The following is a 15,546-nucleotide window of genomic DNA, read 5'->3' on the forward strand; positions in this document are numbered from 1 at the left end:
CTTACACATTGTAAATTAAGTCTATAGAGAAACGAAAGGTAGGAGTAAGTTGAGTAAACGCATGGAAACAACCAACGGTTCCATAAAGAAGGGCACGATTATGTTTATCATGATCTTGGGCGCCTTTCTTACAACGCTGAATCAGACAGTCATGAGCGTAGCCATTCCGGAATTGATGGTTGACTTTACTATCGCGGCTTCCACGGCGCAATGGCTGACAACCGGCTATATGCTGGTAAACGGAATTCTAATCCCTATTACGGCTTATCTCATGCTGAGGTTTACTACTCGGCAGCTGTTTCAAGCTTCGATGGTAATCTTTCTTGCTGGTACAATTGTGTCCGCATTTGCAGCAAGCTTTCCCTTTCTCCTAACAGGGCGGATGATTCAGGCAGCAGGTGCTGGCATTATCATGCCGCTGCTTATGAATGTTATTTTGGTGCTCTTCCCACCCGAAAAAAGGGGAGCAGCCATGGGAACGATGGGACTTGCCATTATATTTGCCCCAGCGATTGGGCCTACACTAGCCGGCTATATTTTGCAAAACTATAAATGGCAAACAATGTTCTACGGCATGATCCCGCTAGCCTTGCTTGTCATCATCTGCGGTCATATTTATTTAAAAAATGTGTCGGAGCAAGTCCGTACGAAAATCGATGTTCTAAGTGTTATCCTGTCCACCATTGCATTTGGCACGCTGTTATATGGTTTCAGTGCTGCAGGAAGTCAAGGTTGGGAAAGTGCCCAGGTGCTGTTGTCTATTGCCGTCGGCATCATGACCCTTGTTCTTTTTGTATGGAGACAGCTCATTTCCGAAAGCCCACTGCTGGATCTTCGAGTCTTCAAGTACAATATGTTCACGCTCACAACCATCATTAACATCATGATCACCATGGTGATGTACGCAGATATGATGCTGCTTCCGCTGTACCTCCAGAATGCACGAGGTTATTCTGCACTGGAATCTGGTCTGCTCATGCTCCCTGGTGCGCTTGCGATGGGTCTGCTGATGCCTGTTGCTGGGCGGCTATATGATCGATTCGGAGCAAAATGGCTTGCCATAACGGGGATGATCATAACGATTGCGGCCACTTCCGGTTTCGTCCAGTTGTCCGACTCAACTAGTTATACCTATTTAATTCTGATGTCAACGATCCGTAGAATCGGAATGGCGCTGCTGCTGATGCCTATTCAGACAGCAGGTCTGAATCAACTGCCTTCCAGATTACACGCACACGGTACCGCAATATCCAACACGGTTAAACAAGTAGCGGGTGCAGTAGGGACTTCTCTTCTCGTCACGGTTATGACGGATCAGACCAAATCGCATCTTGCGGATATGATGGCCGCAAGTGGGACAACCGGTGCAGCACAAAAGGATATGATCGTAGAAGCCTCTATTTTAGGGATTAACGATGCTTACGTTGTCATAATCGGAATTGGGGTTATTGGATTGATTCTTTCATTCTTTATCAAACGTACTTCTCGAACTCAAGAGGAAGCTCCTGAAGCTGCTTTGAAAAAAGCCATTGTAAAAGAGGCCTAAGAAGCAAACGAAAAAACTCACTCATCATCGCTTTACTGCTGGCGAACCTTTAGGCACAGGTCTGTTAGTCGTGGCCTCCACCAATTATATGTTAGGTTAATCTCTATTAACTTGAACATAAACCTTATTATTCAAATTGGGAGGGAGTAACATGCAGAAAGAAATTATCCTTTCAGCTAAAATTACCCGGTTTCGATCAGCTATCGAAGAGTTCAGCCCCTTTGAATGGTACAGACATCATTTGGAACATGAGCCGATTCACTACAACGAAGCTACGAATACCTGGAACGTGTTTCGGTATGAAGATGTCAGAAGAGTATTGAGCGATTACAAGTTATTTTCTAGTGAGAGAGTCAGGACAACAATCAGCGTCGGGGCCGACAATGAGGTAGGCAGTACTCCTGAACGAATCAATTTGAGCTCGGATCCCCCGCTGCACCGCAAAAGCCGAAGCCTTTTATCCGCGGCATTTACGCCTAGAAGCCTAAGCTTGTGGGAGCCGCGAATCCATCAAGTGGTTGGTCAGTTAATCGAGGATATGGGAGACGAACCGATCATCGATATCGTCAGGAGCTTTACCAGCGCGCTGCCGACGATCGTTATTGCAGATCTGCTTGGCGTCCCATCGGAGGATCGCTTCCTCTTCAAGGAATGGGTGGATCATCTGTTCCTTCCATTCCCGATTGATAACATTGAGGATGTACAAGAATTGAAGCGAGTAGCGGCGCAGAATTATTACAACTATCTCTACCCGCATGTAGCTGCCAAACGAACTCATCTCACCGACGATATCATCTCAGACTTGATTCGGGCCGAAGTCGACGGCGATCGATTATCAGATGATGAGATTGTCCGTATGACCATGTTCATTTTGGGAGCTGGCATTGAAACGACAAGTCATTTACTAGCGAACACGTTCTATTCCTTTTTGTATGATAACGATCAAATCTATGCGGAGGTACAGGCCAATCGCGAACTTCTTCCGAATACAGTCGAAGAAATGCTTCGCTACCGTTTCCATGTTACCAAGATGGATCGGACAGTGAAGCAGGATAACAATGTGCTTGGCGTGGAACTCAAAAAAGGCGATGTCGTTATCGCTTGGATGAGCGCAGCCAATTTGGACAAGGCGGTATTTGCGGATCCGTTTACACTGAACATTCACCGTCCAAATAACAAGCAGCATTTAACCTTTGGAAACGGCCCTCACTTCTGCCTTGGTGCTCCACTCGCACGGCTGGAGGCAAACATTGGTCTGAGGTTGTTTATGGATCATTTCCAACGTATTGAGCCGGTTCCCGGATTCAAATTGGAGGAAAATCTGACGCCTTTTGCTGCCGGGCAGACGCTGACTCATTTACCAATGCGTGTAAAACGCTGGTAGTTTATTTAGCCGATTCAGCGATTGAATATCGGATGTCTTCCAAATGGCGCAGTCCGTTGATCTTGAATTCGACTGCGAGTGCTTAATTTAAATTGTTTCATACCTATTTCCAAAAAACGCCAATCGATATGAACCTATCGATTGGCGTTTTGATTCTGCGAGCTCGGCTCAATTTCAACATGTTATGTGGGGTACTATAGAGGCTCATCAATCGGCTATTCAGGCATCTTAAAACTGGACGATGCCCCGTTCAACCGCGACAGCGACTGCTTGAGATCGCGAATTCACTCCTAGCTTGTTATAGATGCTCGTCAAATGAGCTTTGACTGTACGTTCGGATATACCCATATCACTAGCTATTTCTTTGCTGCGATACCCCCGCGCAATGGCCTGAAGGACGATTCGTTCCTTCTCGGATAGTACCATATGTTCTGTGGACGTATCTCGCTTATCATTGCCTTTATTCCTTGCCGCGAATACTCTTTCCATAATTTCAGGCTGCAGAAGCGTATCGCCACGAACCGCGGATTCGATCGTTCGGAATAAATGATCTCTGCCGGTATCCTTCAGGAGGTATCCTTTTGCCCCCAATTCCAGCCCGCTTATCATCAGTTCATCTTCATTATAAGTCGTCAATATAACGACGGGGATATCGAAGTTCCTTTCTTTTAGTTCCTTCATCGTCTCCAATCCGCTCATTTGAGGCATATTTAAGTCCATCAAAATGACATCGGGCGTAAGAGATTCCAATAGTCGGAGAGTCTCCACTCCGTTCGCTGCTTCTCCTACGACTTGAAAATTATCGTTCGTCTCGATCATAAACTTGAGCCCTTCTCTTACTACAAGATGGTCGTCGACGATAAGTACGTTGTAAGTCATGAGTTCTCTCCTTTTTTCTCAGGTGTATCTATCCGAATCAGCGTTCCGCGAGGAATATTATTCGTAATAACAAGTGTTCCCCCTAAGATGCGAACTCGCTCCTTTATGCCGATTAATCCATAATGTCCAGTTAAGGAATCCTTTTGACTCAAAGCAATTCCTATCCCGTCGTCTTTGATTTCCAACTTCATGTTCCCGTCCTCTATTCGAACATATAGCCACACATGATTGGCTTCCGCATGCCGGGCAACGTTCGTTAAACATTCGCCTATAATGTAAAGTCCATGCTCCATCATCAACTTAGGTATGCTTCCCTTTATGTTCATATCAAGAAGCACTTGAATGCCGGTGGCATTCTGAAACCGTTCTACCTCGTTGTGAATCGCATCCGAGAAGTCGACTGTTGCAAACGTTTTGGAACGAAGATTATCAATCGCCAACCTGGCTTCCGATAATGTTTTCTTCGCATGAACCATGGAATGTTGAACGATTTCTTGTGCTCTTTGGGAGTTGCCTTTCGTCAAATGTGCATCGACAGCATCCAGCTGCATAATAATACCCGCAAGACCTTGGGCCAGCGTATCATGCAAATCCCGAGCCATTCGTTGACGTTCGTTAGCCAGTGTCAATTCCTCAACCTTGCGATGTGCGCGCTCTAGATCTTCAAGAAAGGCTTGGGTACGGAACCGAGCATGAACCTGTTCTAAAAATAAATCGGCAAACGAAACGAGAATGACGTTCATCATCGCATACAAGATCGTCATTAAAACCATTGATTCGGATTGCCCCATCATGTAGAGAGTTGATAGAAATAATACATAATACACAACAGACAGCATTACTATTTTACTTCTGTCATCGTAGACACCAACGCTTTGACCCGTCAACACGGGATACATCCCAAGCAAGACCATAAAAAGGGCCTGATCCATAATAAGCGCACATCCCATAATAATTAGGCCTTGAATCATGAAGTAGACCCAAGGATATTTTGCCGTAAGAGACGAGAAATGCCAAATTAATGAGGCGTGGAGAAGCATCAATCCCGAAAAGAAGGATAAAGAAATAAACGAGGGACCGTGTAATATCTGTACAAACATAGATATGAAATAAATGAAAAAAACCCAAGTCAAGCTCGGGACTCTGGCATTAAACATGGCATCGGGTAATTCGTTATATCGATTTATGTGCGACCTCTGCTTGAACTCGTTTCCCGTTTCCATGTGTCCTCCCCTTTCGTTCTATCCAGTATTTCAACTTTTTCCGATTTTCGATTATATTTTCTATTATACCCCTATTGTAAACATGAAAAAATCGTACATAAGGGCAGATCCCCTCATGTACGATTGGGCAATGATGTACTACCAGATATATATCTATTCGATCTTTTTAGACGATTTCTTTCTTTAGCTCCGATACTCTCTCAATAGACTCGCCTTCAACATCGATATTCGGCAATATGCGTCCAAGCCATTTCGGCAGGTACCATGCGGAGCGACCCATTAGTGTCATGACCGCAGGTACGATTGTCAGCCTTACAATAAATGCATCGAACAAGATGCCGAACGCTAAAGCTAAGCCCATTGATTTAATCATAGTATCTTCAACGAAGATGAAGCTTGCAAACACGGCAATCATGATAAGACCGGCTGCCGTTACAACGCTTCCGCTATTTTTAAGACCGGACAATACGGCATTTTTCGCATTTCCTGAATGGTTATATTCTTCGCGCATGCGGCTGACGAGAAATACTTCATAGTCCATAGCTAATCCGAATAAAATCCCTGCAGTCAAGATAGGCAGGAAGTTCAATACAGGACCGGCTACAGGAATGTCGAACAGCTTAGCCAGATTGCCATCCTGCACGACAAATACGACGAATCCAAGCGTTGCTGTAAGCGTAAGAAGATAACCGATCACGGCTTTAATTGGCACCAAGATGGATCGGAATACCATCATGAGAAGAATTAAAGCAAGTCCCACAATCAGAGCAGCAAATTTAGGCAAAGCCTCATTTAATTTTTCGGTGATATCAATATTTACTGCTGTTGAACCTGTAACCATAACCTCAATTTGATCCTGTTGCTTAAATTCAGCCGCCTTATCGCGGATCAAATGAACCAAGTCAGTTGTTTTCTCATCTTTCGGTTCGGTTCCAGGAATAATCGTTACCATGGCTATTTTACCTGTTGCATTCGGAACAGGTGGCGTTGCCATTGCCACATTTGGCAGCTTGCTTAGTTCCTTCCCTATCTTCGCGAATGTTGCTTGCACGTTGTCTGTTGTCTCTGCCTTAAGAATAATAGCGAGCGGTCCGTTCATTCCAGGCCCAAACCCCTCTGCTATTAAATCATACCCGCGGCGTTCCGTTGTGTCGATCGATTTAGAGCCTTTATCTGGTAGACCGGTTTGCAAATGCAGTGCAGGCAGGCTTATTGCTCCTAACAGCAAAACACCTGCAAGCGCGATCGGTAATGGATATTTCGTAACGATTCGTCCCCAACGACTCGAGTGCTCATTGTCTTTAGGAGGATTCTGAATGGAGGCAGCTTTCGACTTCGGACGAATCCGCTCACCTGCCATTCCTAGTAGCGCAGGAACGACGAGGATGGAAATGAGTACGGCCACAAGTACCGTGAATGCTCCCGCCACGCCCATGACCGTAATGAATGGAATACCCGTTACGGCTAATCCGGCAAGTGCTATGATAACTGTCAATCCGGCGAAAATAACAGCGCTGCCTGCGGTAGCATTTGCATGCGCAATGGACTCCTCCACGTCTTTGCCTTCAACAAGATTTTGTCTGAATCTCGAAATAATGAATAAACCATAGTCGATTCCGACTGCTAATCCAAGCATGATGGCAAGAATCAAAGAAAATGATGCCATTTCAATAAAATTAGAGGCAATGATGACGGACATTACCCCGATCACAAGTCCAATGATTGCTGTCAGTATAGGCAAACCAGCAGCGAGCAAGGATGTGAATGTTATCGCCAGAATCATAAATGCGGCAATAATGCCAATGATCTCGGACGTCCCGCCAATTTCAAGCTCGGAGAATTCGACGGTTCCGCCGAGTTCAGCCTGCAAGCCCTCGTTACGCGCCTGCTCCACACTTTTCAATACGAGCTCTTTAGATGCATCTGTGACTTGCAAAGCCTCGGATTTGTACGTAATAACCGCATATCCGATTTCTTTTTTGTAACTGATCGTACCTGCCTCGTATGGGCTGACGATCGATGCAATTTCGGAGTCTTTCGATATAGACTTTAGCGTCTTGGCGATTATGTTTTGCGTGGATTTCGATGCAAGCGTTTGACCTTCTGGGGCTTTGAAAATCACTTGAATTGTACCGCCTTCAGGGCCAGTTCCTTGCGAAAACTCTTTTTTCAATACTTTCATTGCTTCCTCGGATTTGGTGCCAGGAATGGTTATTTCACCGTTTAAATGGATTCCCATTCCAAGACCAATTGATACGGCGATGATAAGTACTGCTATACTTCCAAACAAGACTTTCTTTCTGTTACGAGCAGCTGATATACCAAGCTTATACAAGAACGCTGCCATGTGTAATCACCATCCTCTACTAGCATGAATATCTGTCATTATAGCGATCAAACAGACATTTGAAATCGTACATGCGGGCAGAGTCAGAATGTACTTTCGGGCATGCCCTTTCGTGAATCGAAGCTAAATAGAAAGCCTCACGGCGTAAAAGAGCATAAAAAAACCGCGGTTTACGCGGTAGAATGTCTATACCTTTTTTCTATATATACATTATGATTACGCAATGTCCGAATTAGCGATCTCGGGTAACGATATAATTCAGTAGATGCTTCAAAAATGCAATATTGCGAGGGAATTTCTGCAAGGCTTCCGCTGCAAGACAATAGTGTTCCCACATCATCTTCCTCGCTTCATTCACACCTAGGATGGACACAAAATTCGAATTATTGTTCTCCTTATCTTGCCCAACCGGTTTCCCAAGCACGTGCATATTCCCTTCTTGATCAAGCAAATCATCCTTAATTTGAAAGGCAATACCAGCGTGATAGGCGAATTTCTTCAATATCGCAATCTCAGCTTCAGGAGCCTTGGCTAGAATTGCAGGCATGACGAGGGATGCCTCAAAGGCAACCCCTGTTTTGTAGAAACAGATGGCATTCAATTGCTCTAACGTCAGCGGCATTCCTTTTGACTGCAAGTCCATCGCTTGGCCTCTGCACAACTCTTCTGTCTTGCATGCCGAATACCGAATTAAGTTCAGAACAGTTGCAGCATCAAATTTATCTAGGGAGGATTGCTCTTGAATCGACCTCTGAATTAGCAATAGAGCTGTCAGTTCCGCAGTGGCGCTATTATATACATTATGGAGCGTAGGTTTTCCCCTGCGCGTATCGGCATTGTCTTGAGACGGAAGATCGTCGAAGATTAAAGATGCTGTATGCATATATTCCAATGATCGAAGCAGCGGTACGATGGCAGTTGACTGCAGCCCATATTCATTCACACCTATGACCCAAGTTAATATAGGGCGTAATCGTTTCCCGTCACCTGTCAAACTGTAATTGGCTGCGTCAAATAGTGAATCTTCAATTGGAAGTGTGCTAGGCTTGGTGATATGAAGTATGCTGTTAATCTCTTGTCGAATGGTTGCAATTGAACTATGGAAATGTTCCTTCTCCTTCCGATTGTTCGCGAGTTGAATAACGAGCTGATCGCGAAGCAGTTTATCGAAGAAATCCACGTTGTCCGCCTTCTGCACCATCTGTTGCACAAGAGAAAGAAAGGCCGATTCATTGAAGTCGAATATATCCATGATTTCTTCATACTTAGCTTCCCCAACTCGTTCTCTGCAGCGCTTCAAGCCATTGATTGCCCGATCCAATATGACCTCGCGCGTCGCAGCATCAGAATGATGGACCTGATGGATAATATGGGAGATCACTGACCAGTACAATTCGAACGGATTTAGTAAATCAGGCCGTTGTTGATGATACTTCAAATAATACGTATAGGGCGTTACAGCCCCGTCCTGCATATCGTCGAACATATCCGCGAAATCATCCGCCAGCTGATTATAGATTCCGTAATAGAATGTCCGGTGTTCGAACCCGGAATCTTCAGGTGCACGGATAACCGAACGGACGATTAAGCGGGAAGATGATGATTTTAGGATGATTGGGATATAAAGCTCTTCATTCGTATAATTTGCATTTGCTAGATCTTTGACACGATCAATGTCCTGAGAATGAAAAAACACATAGGATTGCTCGAAAAAAGTGTTCTCAGACCGTGGATTTTGGTAACCCTTAATATAGGTGAACGCTTCGCTCAGCTCAGAGTGGATAAAGTGAAACATATCGGTGTGCTTACCCGTCCACATTCCGAGCTCCGGAACGATTCCAGTAATCAAAGCCTCTCGAATCATATGTGAATATTGCACTTGTTCTTCTGGCGTTAATGCTCCAGAATCCAGAAGGTCGTCAATGAACGGGTAGGTCAGACCATAGCTATATCCCAGTCTGATTGCATCACCGAGCCGCTTGGCACGTTCTGCTGGGGGCGCATTATCATCTATTTCTTCCTTCATATTCAGAACTACCCCGAGCATGATCTTAATCAGCTTGCGCTGGGCATGCTCTGCATTCATCTCTTTCGGAATATGAGAGGATACGGCATTCAGCTTGTTGATTACCCAGATGACGTCCTCTTCAATTCCCACCTTCTGAGCCCAACGATACAATCCCGATAAGCTCATCAATTCTGGAGGTTGTTTCTGATTCCTTATTTCCTGAGAGGCAACAAGCTGTTGCTTGATATCGGTAGCCAGGCGTTTCACTCGAGCGCGTATGTCAGGAGAATCTAGGGACTTGCCCAGATCTCTCATGTACATGTAGGATACGCTTCGATCCAAGTAATCATCTAGCTTGCCAGTTTGATTCAGCCATTGAATATACCTGTAGTACTCTTTCGTAGATGGCTTTTTCTTGGTTTTTGAAAAAATAGATAACCATGAATGACGAGGAAGATGACCCTTCTTCCATAAGCGAAAATCCTCTGTTAACTTAGTCAGGTGAGTCTTCGTAGCTGTCTGTTCATACAACGCTGCAAAATATTGCGCTGCTCGCTGTTCAGCTTGCCGGTATGCAGTATGGGCATGATCGATAAGTGCTTCATTCATCAGGTGGCTTCCCTCGACTTCGATAAGATTATTCATTGTGCATGCGTCAACTCGTCAACAATTATTATCATTATACGTACAAGAATATTTTGGGTTACGTATTTTAGGCGCATCACCTCTTAACTCGAAGAAGCTGCCTTCCCAGACGAAGGCAGCTATGTGGAAACTTATGAATGTTATTGCTAACGAGCCAGTACAACGACGGTAATGTATTCTCGAATCATCGCGTTTGGCAAATAGTACAGCGCTCATACAGCACGTCCTAAACGTAAAGAGAGCACAACAAGCAGACGTAATGTTGCTTGGAGTACATCTTGAACATCCCTTACTTGACATAAACATTGCTTACTAGTACATCCGCAATTACTTTTGTCGGTATGATAAATTCAACCACGCCCATATAGCCAGGTGCGACATCATATTTATTGAAGGAAATGACGAGTTTTCCATTATTGTTTATATAGAAGCTCTGATCATGAGTTATGGTTTTGAAGCCCATTTCACCATCTAACCAATAGGTCTTATCGGAATCCGACTTCATTTGCTGTTTCATCTGTTCTTTAATATTTTCGCTGATAAGCTGTATATAGCTATTATCTTTAAATAAACTTGGTAAAGTAATTAATAGTTGATTTTGTTTGTCTATCGTATTGTACGTAAATGTAGTAGATGATGTACCGACCGTATTTGCAACATATCTGCCAATGGCAAGTATCTGATTGTTGTCAGTTTTGACCTCATAGCCGCTTTCTACACCTACATGTCCCCCGCCGCTTTTCTTTACTTCTTCCATTTCATCTTTAAAATCATTGTACAGTTTTTTATTTTCTTCGAGATATTTATTGTTTATGGCAGTTTCTAGTGCTTTATTATCCATATTCGTGATGGCAGGCACCTTGATATTGGCTTTGGCGGTCTCTTCATTCACAGTAAATTCAGTAAACGTGAGCACACTGACGAGCGAACCAACCAAGGGCACATTCGATATGGCTTTTGCAAAGGCGGGGCTAGTGTTGATCCCAGCTATCATCAGAATAGCTGCAGCTGCGCCTGCTCCAATCAGCTTCTTCGTCCAGTTCACTCGTTTCCGTTTCTTTTTCCCTTGTTTTATCGCACTCTTTACAACAGAATCTAATTCTTTAGGGATGGGTATATCTTTATATTTTCTTTTTAGACGGTCAAGTTGCTCGCTCATTTCTTTACCTCCTCTAACAATTCATTACTCAATTTAATTCGGAGTTTGCGGAGTCCTTGATATAACCGTGTTTTTATCGTATTGACGTTTTCATTCATGACTTCCGAAATTTTTTCTATTTTCATATCTTCAAAATATCGAAGTACAATGACAGTCCGGTATGCAGGAGGCAATTCATCCAATGCGTTTTCAAGATCAATGTCTTGGTAGACATCTTCTCCTGCTGGGGTGTGTAATTCCAATGTCTTATCATCTACAATCTGTATTTTTTTTTGCCTTCTTAGGAAATCGATCGCTGTATTGACTAATATTCTGTAAAACCAGCTCTTTATCGAGCCTTCGGATTTCAACGATTCTGATGATGACAGAGCTTTATGAATGGTATCCTGGATAATATCCAGTGCGTTTTCAGCATTTTTAACGTAACTATAAGCCAATCGATATATATCCTCTTTATGTTCCGTAATGAAACGAATAAGTAACTTTTCGAACTTGTGATTCATGCAGAGATTCTCCCTTTGATATGCGCATATCTTTTTGTTGCTATAGAATAAGACGAAGACAGCAACTCAAAAAGTTTGTACTTGAGTAGTGAAAAGTAGATGTAAAATTTTCATTTTTATCGAGATCATTGGGCAACTTTTATTTAATCACAAAAGTAAGATCATTCTGTGATGTAAATATAGGTACTGTCATCATCGTTCAACATTTTACGTTGTTAATGAAATCAAAAAAACTCGATCTCCTCTTTAAAAGGAAAATCGAGTTTTCGTGTCCTGCAGGTTCATTGATATTTATATCTAATTTGCAGATGTATTGATAACCTTTCTATATCTCTTAGATGTGTGAACTAAAAACCTATTTAATCAGCTCGAAAGATTTATTCAAATTTAGATCTTGATAGAGTTGATCGAACATTTTGCCATCTTTGGACTTCGGATCAAATGGATTGGATTGTGGCGTTGTAGATACATATACCATACCGTCGGCCTCTGCAATTACACTCCCTACAGGCGGGCCATCTTCATTGGAGAGGCGGCTCCAATCAGTCTTGTTAAAAACAGAGATCATCATCATTATTTCCGAATCTTTGTTATCTTTCGTCACGTATTCGAACTGCACGACATGCTTTGCGAATGGCATAACTTTATCTGCCTCTGCGCCTGAAATTGGGTTTACCTTGTAATGTCCATTCCATGAAGCAGGCAGTTTAACGCTGAATTTTGCCTGAGAATTCTCGTATAGCGCTTGATTATCCGCCATAACATCTTTGAGGTTAAGGTTTTCCCCAGTTAAGATAAGATGATCCACGAATCCGCCATTTCCGCCTTGAGGGGCCGTTACGATAATATCGTTCACTTTATTGCCCGTATAGTCGCCAATAATCAAATTCGGTTCTCTTCCGATTTCTCGATACATTTTTCCGTCCGATCCTTTGAATATCCAATCGTATTTCACGTATTTTTTGGTTTTTCCGTCCTGAATGATAATGGACAAGTCTCTCGCATAAGTATCCAGTTTTCCATTTAACTTTTCTTTTGTCCCGACCAATATCACGTTGTCTTGAATGTTATCCCCAGTAATTTCGGATTGCTTATAATCAAGGACATACGTATTTTCCTTTAGTTTTAATTCTGGGATTCTACATTTTTGGCCAATCTCTACATTTGATGACTTATTATTTTTTGTCGGTTGAGTTACTGCTTTTGGAGTTGAGGATGCCTGTTTTGCAAATATTACTTGCGGTGTTCCGATGCTGACAGCACAAATGAGTCCCGCCATCGCTAATAAAGGAATTTTCTTTGCTTGTTGGTTTTTCATTATGTTACCTCCATGTATTCTTGCTTGCTGTACATAAGAAAGACGAATAAGCTATCTGAAAAAGTTTGATTTCGATAAAAAGAACAAGGAGAATGCTGAATTGTATATGGTGACGTAATGTGTCAAGGGAACGAAATCATCGGCATAGAAAGACGCCGCTATACTTCGAGGCGGAAGCTAGCGGCGTTATTGTACTCATGAACCTATGACGATCTTGAATCTTGTTATCATTGCTAAAAATTAAATTATGTTGCTACTTATCGATGGTCTGAGTTTCAGCTTTCCTCCATGGCATTACGAATATCATAGTCAGCCGGATCGATATCAAGCTCCATATTCAGTGCCATTTTGGCAAGTTGGCTACCCAAATAAGGCCCTGCCGTCAATCCAGATGATCCTAGCCCATTGGCTGCAATAAGCCCCGCCCAGCCGGGAACAGCGCCGATAACGGGAAGGAAGCCTGGTGTGAAAGGGCGGAATCCGACTCTAATCTCCTCCATTGTGCTGTCCGCTAACTGTGGTGCTAAATGCAATCCTTTATTTAGAACCTCTTGTACTCCCCCTGCTGTTACTCTCGTATCATAACCTTCGACATCATTTTCATGTGTGGCTCCAATCACGATCTTCTGTTGGTCAAAGGTAAGCAAATATTGATCAGAAGGCGGAATAATTAAAGGCCAGCTGCCAGTGTCGTGTTTCCCTTGAACTCGTAAGTGCATGATTTGCGCCTTCTGATAGCCTACCTGAAAGTCAAGCCCTAATGGTCGAAGAAGCGGGTTAGCCCATGCTCCTGCACATACAATTACAAGCTCAGATGTGTAGCTCTGTTCACCTACGTATACACCTGTAACACGATTCGACTCATATTGAAGCGCAGCATCTCCATTTATAAAGACAGCGCCATTTCTTTGAGCGGATCGGAGCAGAGCATCACGAAGTGCACGACCGTCTACTCGAGCGGCACCACTTATATGTACGGATCGATATCCCTCAGCCAACAGAGGAAATCGTTCCTGCGTTTCTGATTCATCAAGCTGTGTGATCTCCCCGATTTCTGGTGCATCTGCTTTACGTACGTATGCGCGCTCTTCCATTTTGATGAGTTTCTCAACATCTTCATGTATACAGAGAGCTCCCACTTGCGCATAACCCGTATCCGTCTCCCCTTCGCTCTGGAGATCCTGGATTAACTGCGGATAGAAATGGGCTCCGGCCTTCGCTAATCGGTACCAAGCTTTATTGCGTCGCTGTGACAGCCATGGACATATAATCCCTGCTGCAGCGTCTGTAGCTTGTCCTTGATCCTTACGGTCTACAATCAGGACATTCGCTCCGAACTTAGCCAACTGGTAAGCGGTCGATGCCCCAAGAATTCCTGCTCCTACAACGATGACTTTTTTCATACTTGATTTCCTTTCCTCATTTCCTGAGTCTATTATAACGAACTTTTCTTGAAAGGATAACATAAGCGATAGGTTCCAGTTTCTGTTTTCAGCGAAGAACCAATTCCTGAGCTGAAAGTTCAACAAAAGAAGAGCTTGATGGTTCAAGCTCTTCCTGACACTTTAGCTTATTTCTTGTTTATTTACATACACGTTCATTCAACAATACCTGAAAAATACGACTTGGGCTAATTTTCATTCCCTATGTTTGAAATATTACATAATCTGAATGCCAGAGAATACGATGAACTAAGGACTTTCCATTGTTTATCCATTGGAGGTGTGCACTGTGCCGGACTTATTTGTCTCACGCTCACTAGACGAAATACGCTTTTGGTCGCGCATTATGAAAGAACATTCTCTGTTTTTAAAGCTAGGATTTAGATGTGAAGATACACAGCTTATCAATGAAGCGAATCAGTTCTATTCCTTGTTTGAGCAGATTGAAAATCAATCGCATGCTTATAAGGAGGATACAGATCCACAAGTAATTGTTCGTTTTAATACAGAAGTGCGCAACGCAGCGGCGTACATATGGGCCTTCAAACGTAAAATACTCGGCTTTGTGCTCACTTGCCAGATGCCAGGCGCGAATAACTTCCCCTTGCTTATTGATCATACGAGCAGGGAAGCCAACTATTTCAGAAATCGTATGGAACAGCTGAATAATGGTCAGTTGGATCCACTCCCCGATGCAATCATTAATGAAAATGTATTCTTCTTGAAAATCATGGCCGATCACGCGAAGTTTATTGGGCATTTGCTTGATCCATCTGAACGCCAATTAGTTGAGCAGGCCCGCAATTTTAGTCATGACTTTGACCAGCTGCTCTATCAAGCGATTGATTTAGATCACATGCGACCACAATCGCAGACGAAGCCGCTATTGGAACAATTTTTGGATCAGAACCGCGTCTCCGTAACCTCCCTGCGTGATTTCAAAAAGACGGCGAGAGACTTGATTGATGCATGTAAAATCAAGAGCATTATTCATCCATTGCTAGCCGACCATGTATTTCGTGAAGCTGAACGCTTCCTTGAAATCATTGATATGTTCGAGAATAGCTTGGGGAATGTGAAACCGTAAGTTTC

Annotated in this window: 11 protein-coding genes; 3 read left to right on the forward strand and 8 right to left on the reverse strand. The window is 43.4% G+C overall.

Annotation, left to right across the window (positions count from 1 at the left end; genetic code table 11):
* Positions 1 to 61: 61 nt before the first annotated feature.
* On the forward strand, positions 62 to 1,546 hold the full coding sequence (locus PBN151_RS14200; protein ID WP_072729485.1) for a DHA2 family efflux MFS transporter permease subunit: 1,485 nt from the start codon (positions 62 to 64) through the stop codon (positions 1,544 to 1,546).
* A gap of 151 nt (positions 1,547 to 1,697) precedes the next feature.
* Positions 1,698 to 2,930 carry a cytochrome P450 gene (locus tag PBN151_RS14205; RefSeq protein WP_072729486.1) on the forward strand — a complete coding sequence of 411 codons (1,233 nt, stop codon included), beginning with the start codon at positions 1,698 to 1,700 and terminating at the stop codon, positions 2,928 to 2,930.
* Positions 2,931 to 3,158: 228 nt separating this feature from the next.
* Here the strand turns inward: PBN151_RS14205 and PBN151_RS14210 are convergent, their stop codons facing one another.
* The 8 genes from PBN151_RS14210 to PBN151_RS14245 all read right to left on the reverse strand — a co-directional run bounded on the left by PBN151_RS14210 (position 3,159) and on the right by PBN151_RS14245 (position 14,415).
* Positions 3,159 to 3,809 carry a response regulator gene (locus PBN151_RS14210; protein ID WP_072729487.1) on the reverse strand — a complete coding sequence of 217 codons (651 nt, stop codon included), beginning with the start codon at positions 3,807 to 3,809 and terminating at the stop codon, positions 3,159 to 3,161.
* Positions 3,806 to 4,741 carry a sensor histidine kinase gene (locus tag PBN151_RS14215; RefSeq protein ID WP_175560714.1) on the reverse strand — a complete coding sequence of 312 codons (936 nt, stop codon included), beginning with the start codon at positions 4,739 to 4,741 and terminating at the stop codon, positions 3,806 to 3,808. The genes PBN151_RS14210 and PBN151_RS14215 overlap by 4 nt, the downstream gene beginning before the upstream one ends.
* A gap of 457 nt (positions 4,742 to 5,198) precedes the next feature.
* Positions 5,199 to 7,379 (reverse strand): MMPL family transporter, encoded by a 2,181-nt coding sequence (locus PBN151_RS14220; RefSeq protein WP_072729489.1) that lies wholly within the window; start codon positions 7,377 to 7,379, stop codon positions 5,199 to 5,201.
* Positions 7,380 to 7,611: 232 nt separating this feature from the next.
* Positions 7,612 to 9,996, reverse strand: a complete 2,385-nt coding sequence (locus tag PBN151_RS14225; RefSeq protein ID WP_072729490.1) for a polyprenyl synthetase family protein — start codon at positions 9,994 to 9,996, stop codon at positions 7,612 to 7,614.
* A 325-nt stretch (positions 9,997 to 10,321) separates the two neighbouring features.
* Complete coding sequence (rsiV, locus tag PBN151_RS14230) at positions 10,322 to 11,191, reverse strand: anti-sigma-V factor RsiV (protein WP_072729491.1); 870 nt, start codon at positions 11,189 to 11,191, stop codon at positions 10,322 to 10,324.
* The gene (locus tag PBN151_RS14235) at positions 11,188 to 11,694 is read right to left on the reverse strand and encodes an RNA polymerase sigma factor SigV (RefSeq protein WP_072729492.1); all 507 of its coding nucleotides are present in this window, start codon (positions 11,692 to 11,694) and stop codon (positions 11,188 to 11,190) included. The genes rsiV and PBN151_RS14235 overlap by 4 nt, the downstream gene beginning before the upstream one ends.
* 355 nt (positions 11,695 to 12,049) lie before the next feature.
* Positions 12,050 to 13,012 carry a hypothetical protein gene (locus tag PBN151_RS31305; RefSeq protein ID WP_072729493.1) on the reverse strand — a complete coding sequence of 321 codons (963 nt, stop codon included), beginning with the start codon at positions 13,010 to 13,012 and terminating at the stop codon, positions 12,050 to 12,052.
* A 275-nt stretch (positions 13,013 to 13,287) separates the two neighbouring features.
* Positions 13,288 to 14,415 (reverse strand): NAD(P)/FAD-dependent oxidoreductase, encoded by a 1,128-nt coding sequence (locus tag PBN151_RS14245; RefSeq protein ID WP_072729494.1) that lies wholly within the window; start codon positions 14,413 to 14,415, stop codon positions 13,288 to 13,290.
* Between the two features lie 328 nt (positions 14,416 to 14,743).
* On the opposite strand from PBN151_RS14245, the gene PBN151_RS14250 reads away from it, so the two are divergent.
* Positions 14,744 to 15,541, forward strand: coding sequence for a DUF2935 domain-containing protein (locus PBN151_RS14250; protein WP_072729495.1), 798 nt, complete (start codon positions 14,744 to 14,746; stop codon positions 15,539 to 15,541).
* Positions 15,542 to 15,546 lie beyond the last annotated feature (5 nt).

Origin of the sequence: Paenibacillus sp. NAIST15-1 (assembly GCF_001894745.1) — a bacterium.
Classification (GTDB): domain Bacteria; phylum Bacillota; class Bacilli; order Paenibacillales; family Paenibacillaceae; genus Paenibacillus_B; species Paenibacillus_B suaedae.

Coding starts and splice junctions, on each gene's coding strand:
- PBN151_RS14205 (WP_072729486.1), top strand. CDS start 1,698: ATGCAGAAAGAAATTATCCTTTCAGCTAAAATTACCCGGTTTCGATCA.
- PBN151_RS14220 (WP_072729489.1), bottom strand. CDS start 7,379: ATGGCAGCGTTCTTGTATAAGCTTGGTATATCAGCTGCTCGTAACAGA.
- rsiV (WP_072729491.1), bottom strand. CDS start 11,191: ATGAGCGAGCAACTTGACCGTCTAAAAAGAAAATATAAAGATATACCC.
- PBN151_RS14245 (WP_072729494.1), bottom strand. CDS start 14,415: ATGAAAAAAGTCATCGTTGTAGGAGCAGGAATTCTTGGGGCATCGACC.
- PBN151_RS14225 (WP_072729490.1), bottom strand. CDS start 9,996: ATGAATGAAGCACTTATCGATCATGCCCATACTGCATACCGGCAAGCT.
- PBN151_RS14235 (WP_072729492.1), bottom strand. CDS start 11,694: ATGAATCACAAGTTCGAAAAGTTACTTATTCGTTTCATTACGGAACAT.
- PBN151_RS31305 (WP_072729493.1), bottom strand. CDS start 13,012: ATGAAAAACCAACAAGCAAAGAAAATTCCTTTATTAGCGATGGCGGGA.
- PBN151_RS14200 (WP_072729485.1), top strand. CDS start 62: ATGGAAACAACCAACGGTTCCATAAAGAAGGGCACGATTATGTTTATC.
- PBN151_RS14210 (WP_072729487.1), bottom strand. CDS start 3,809: ATGACTTACAACGTACTTATCGTCGACGACCATCTTGTAGTAAGAGAA.
- PBN151_RS14215 (WP_175560714.1), bottom strand. CDS start 4,741: ATGGATCAGGCCCTTTTTATGGTCTTGCTTGGGATGTATCCCGTGTTG.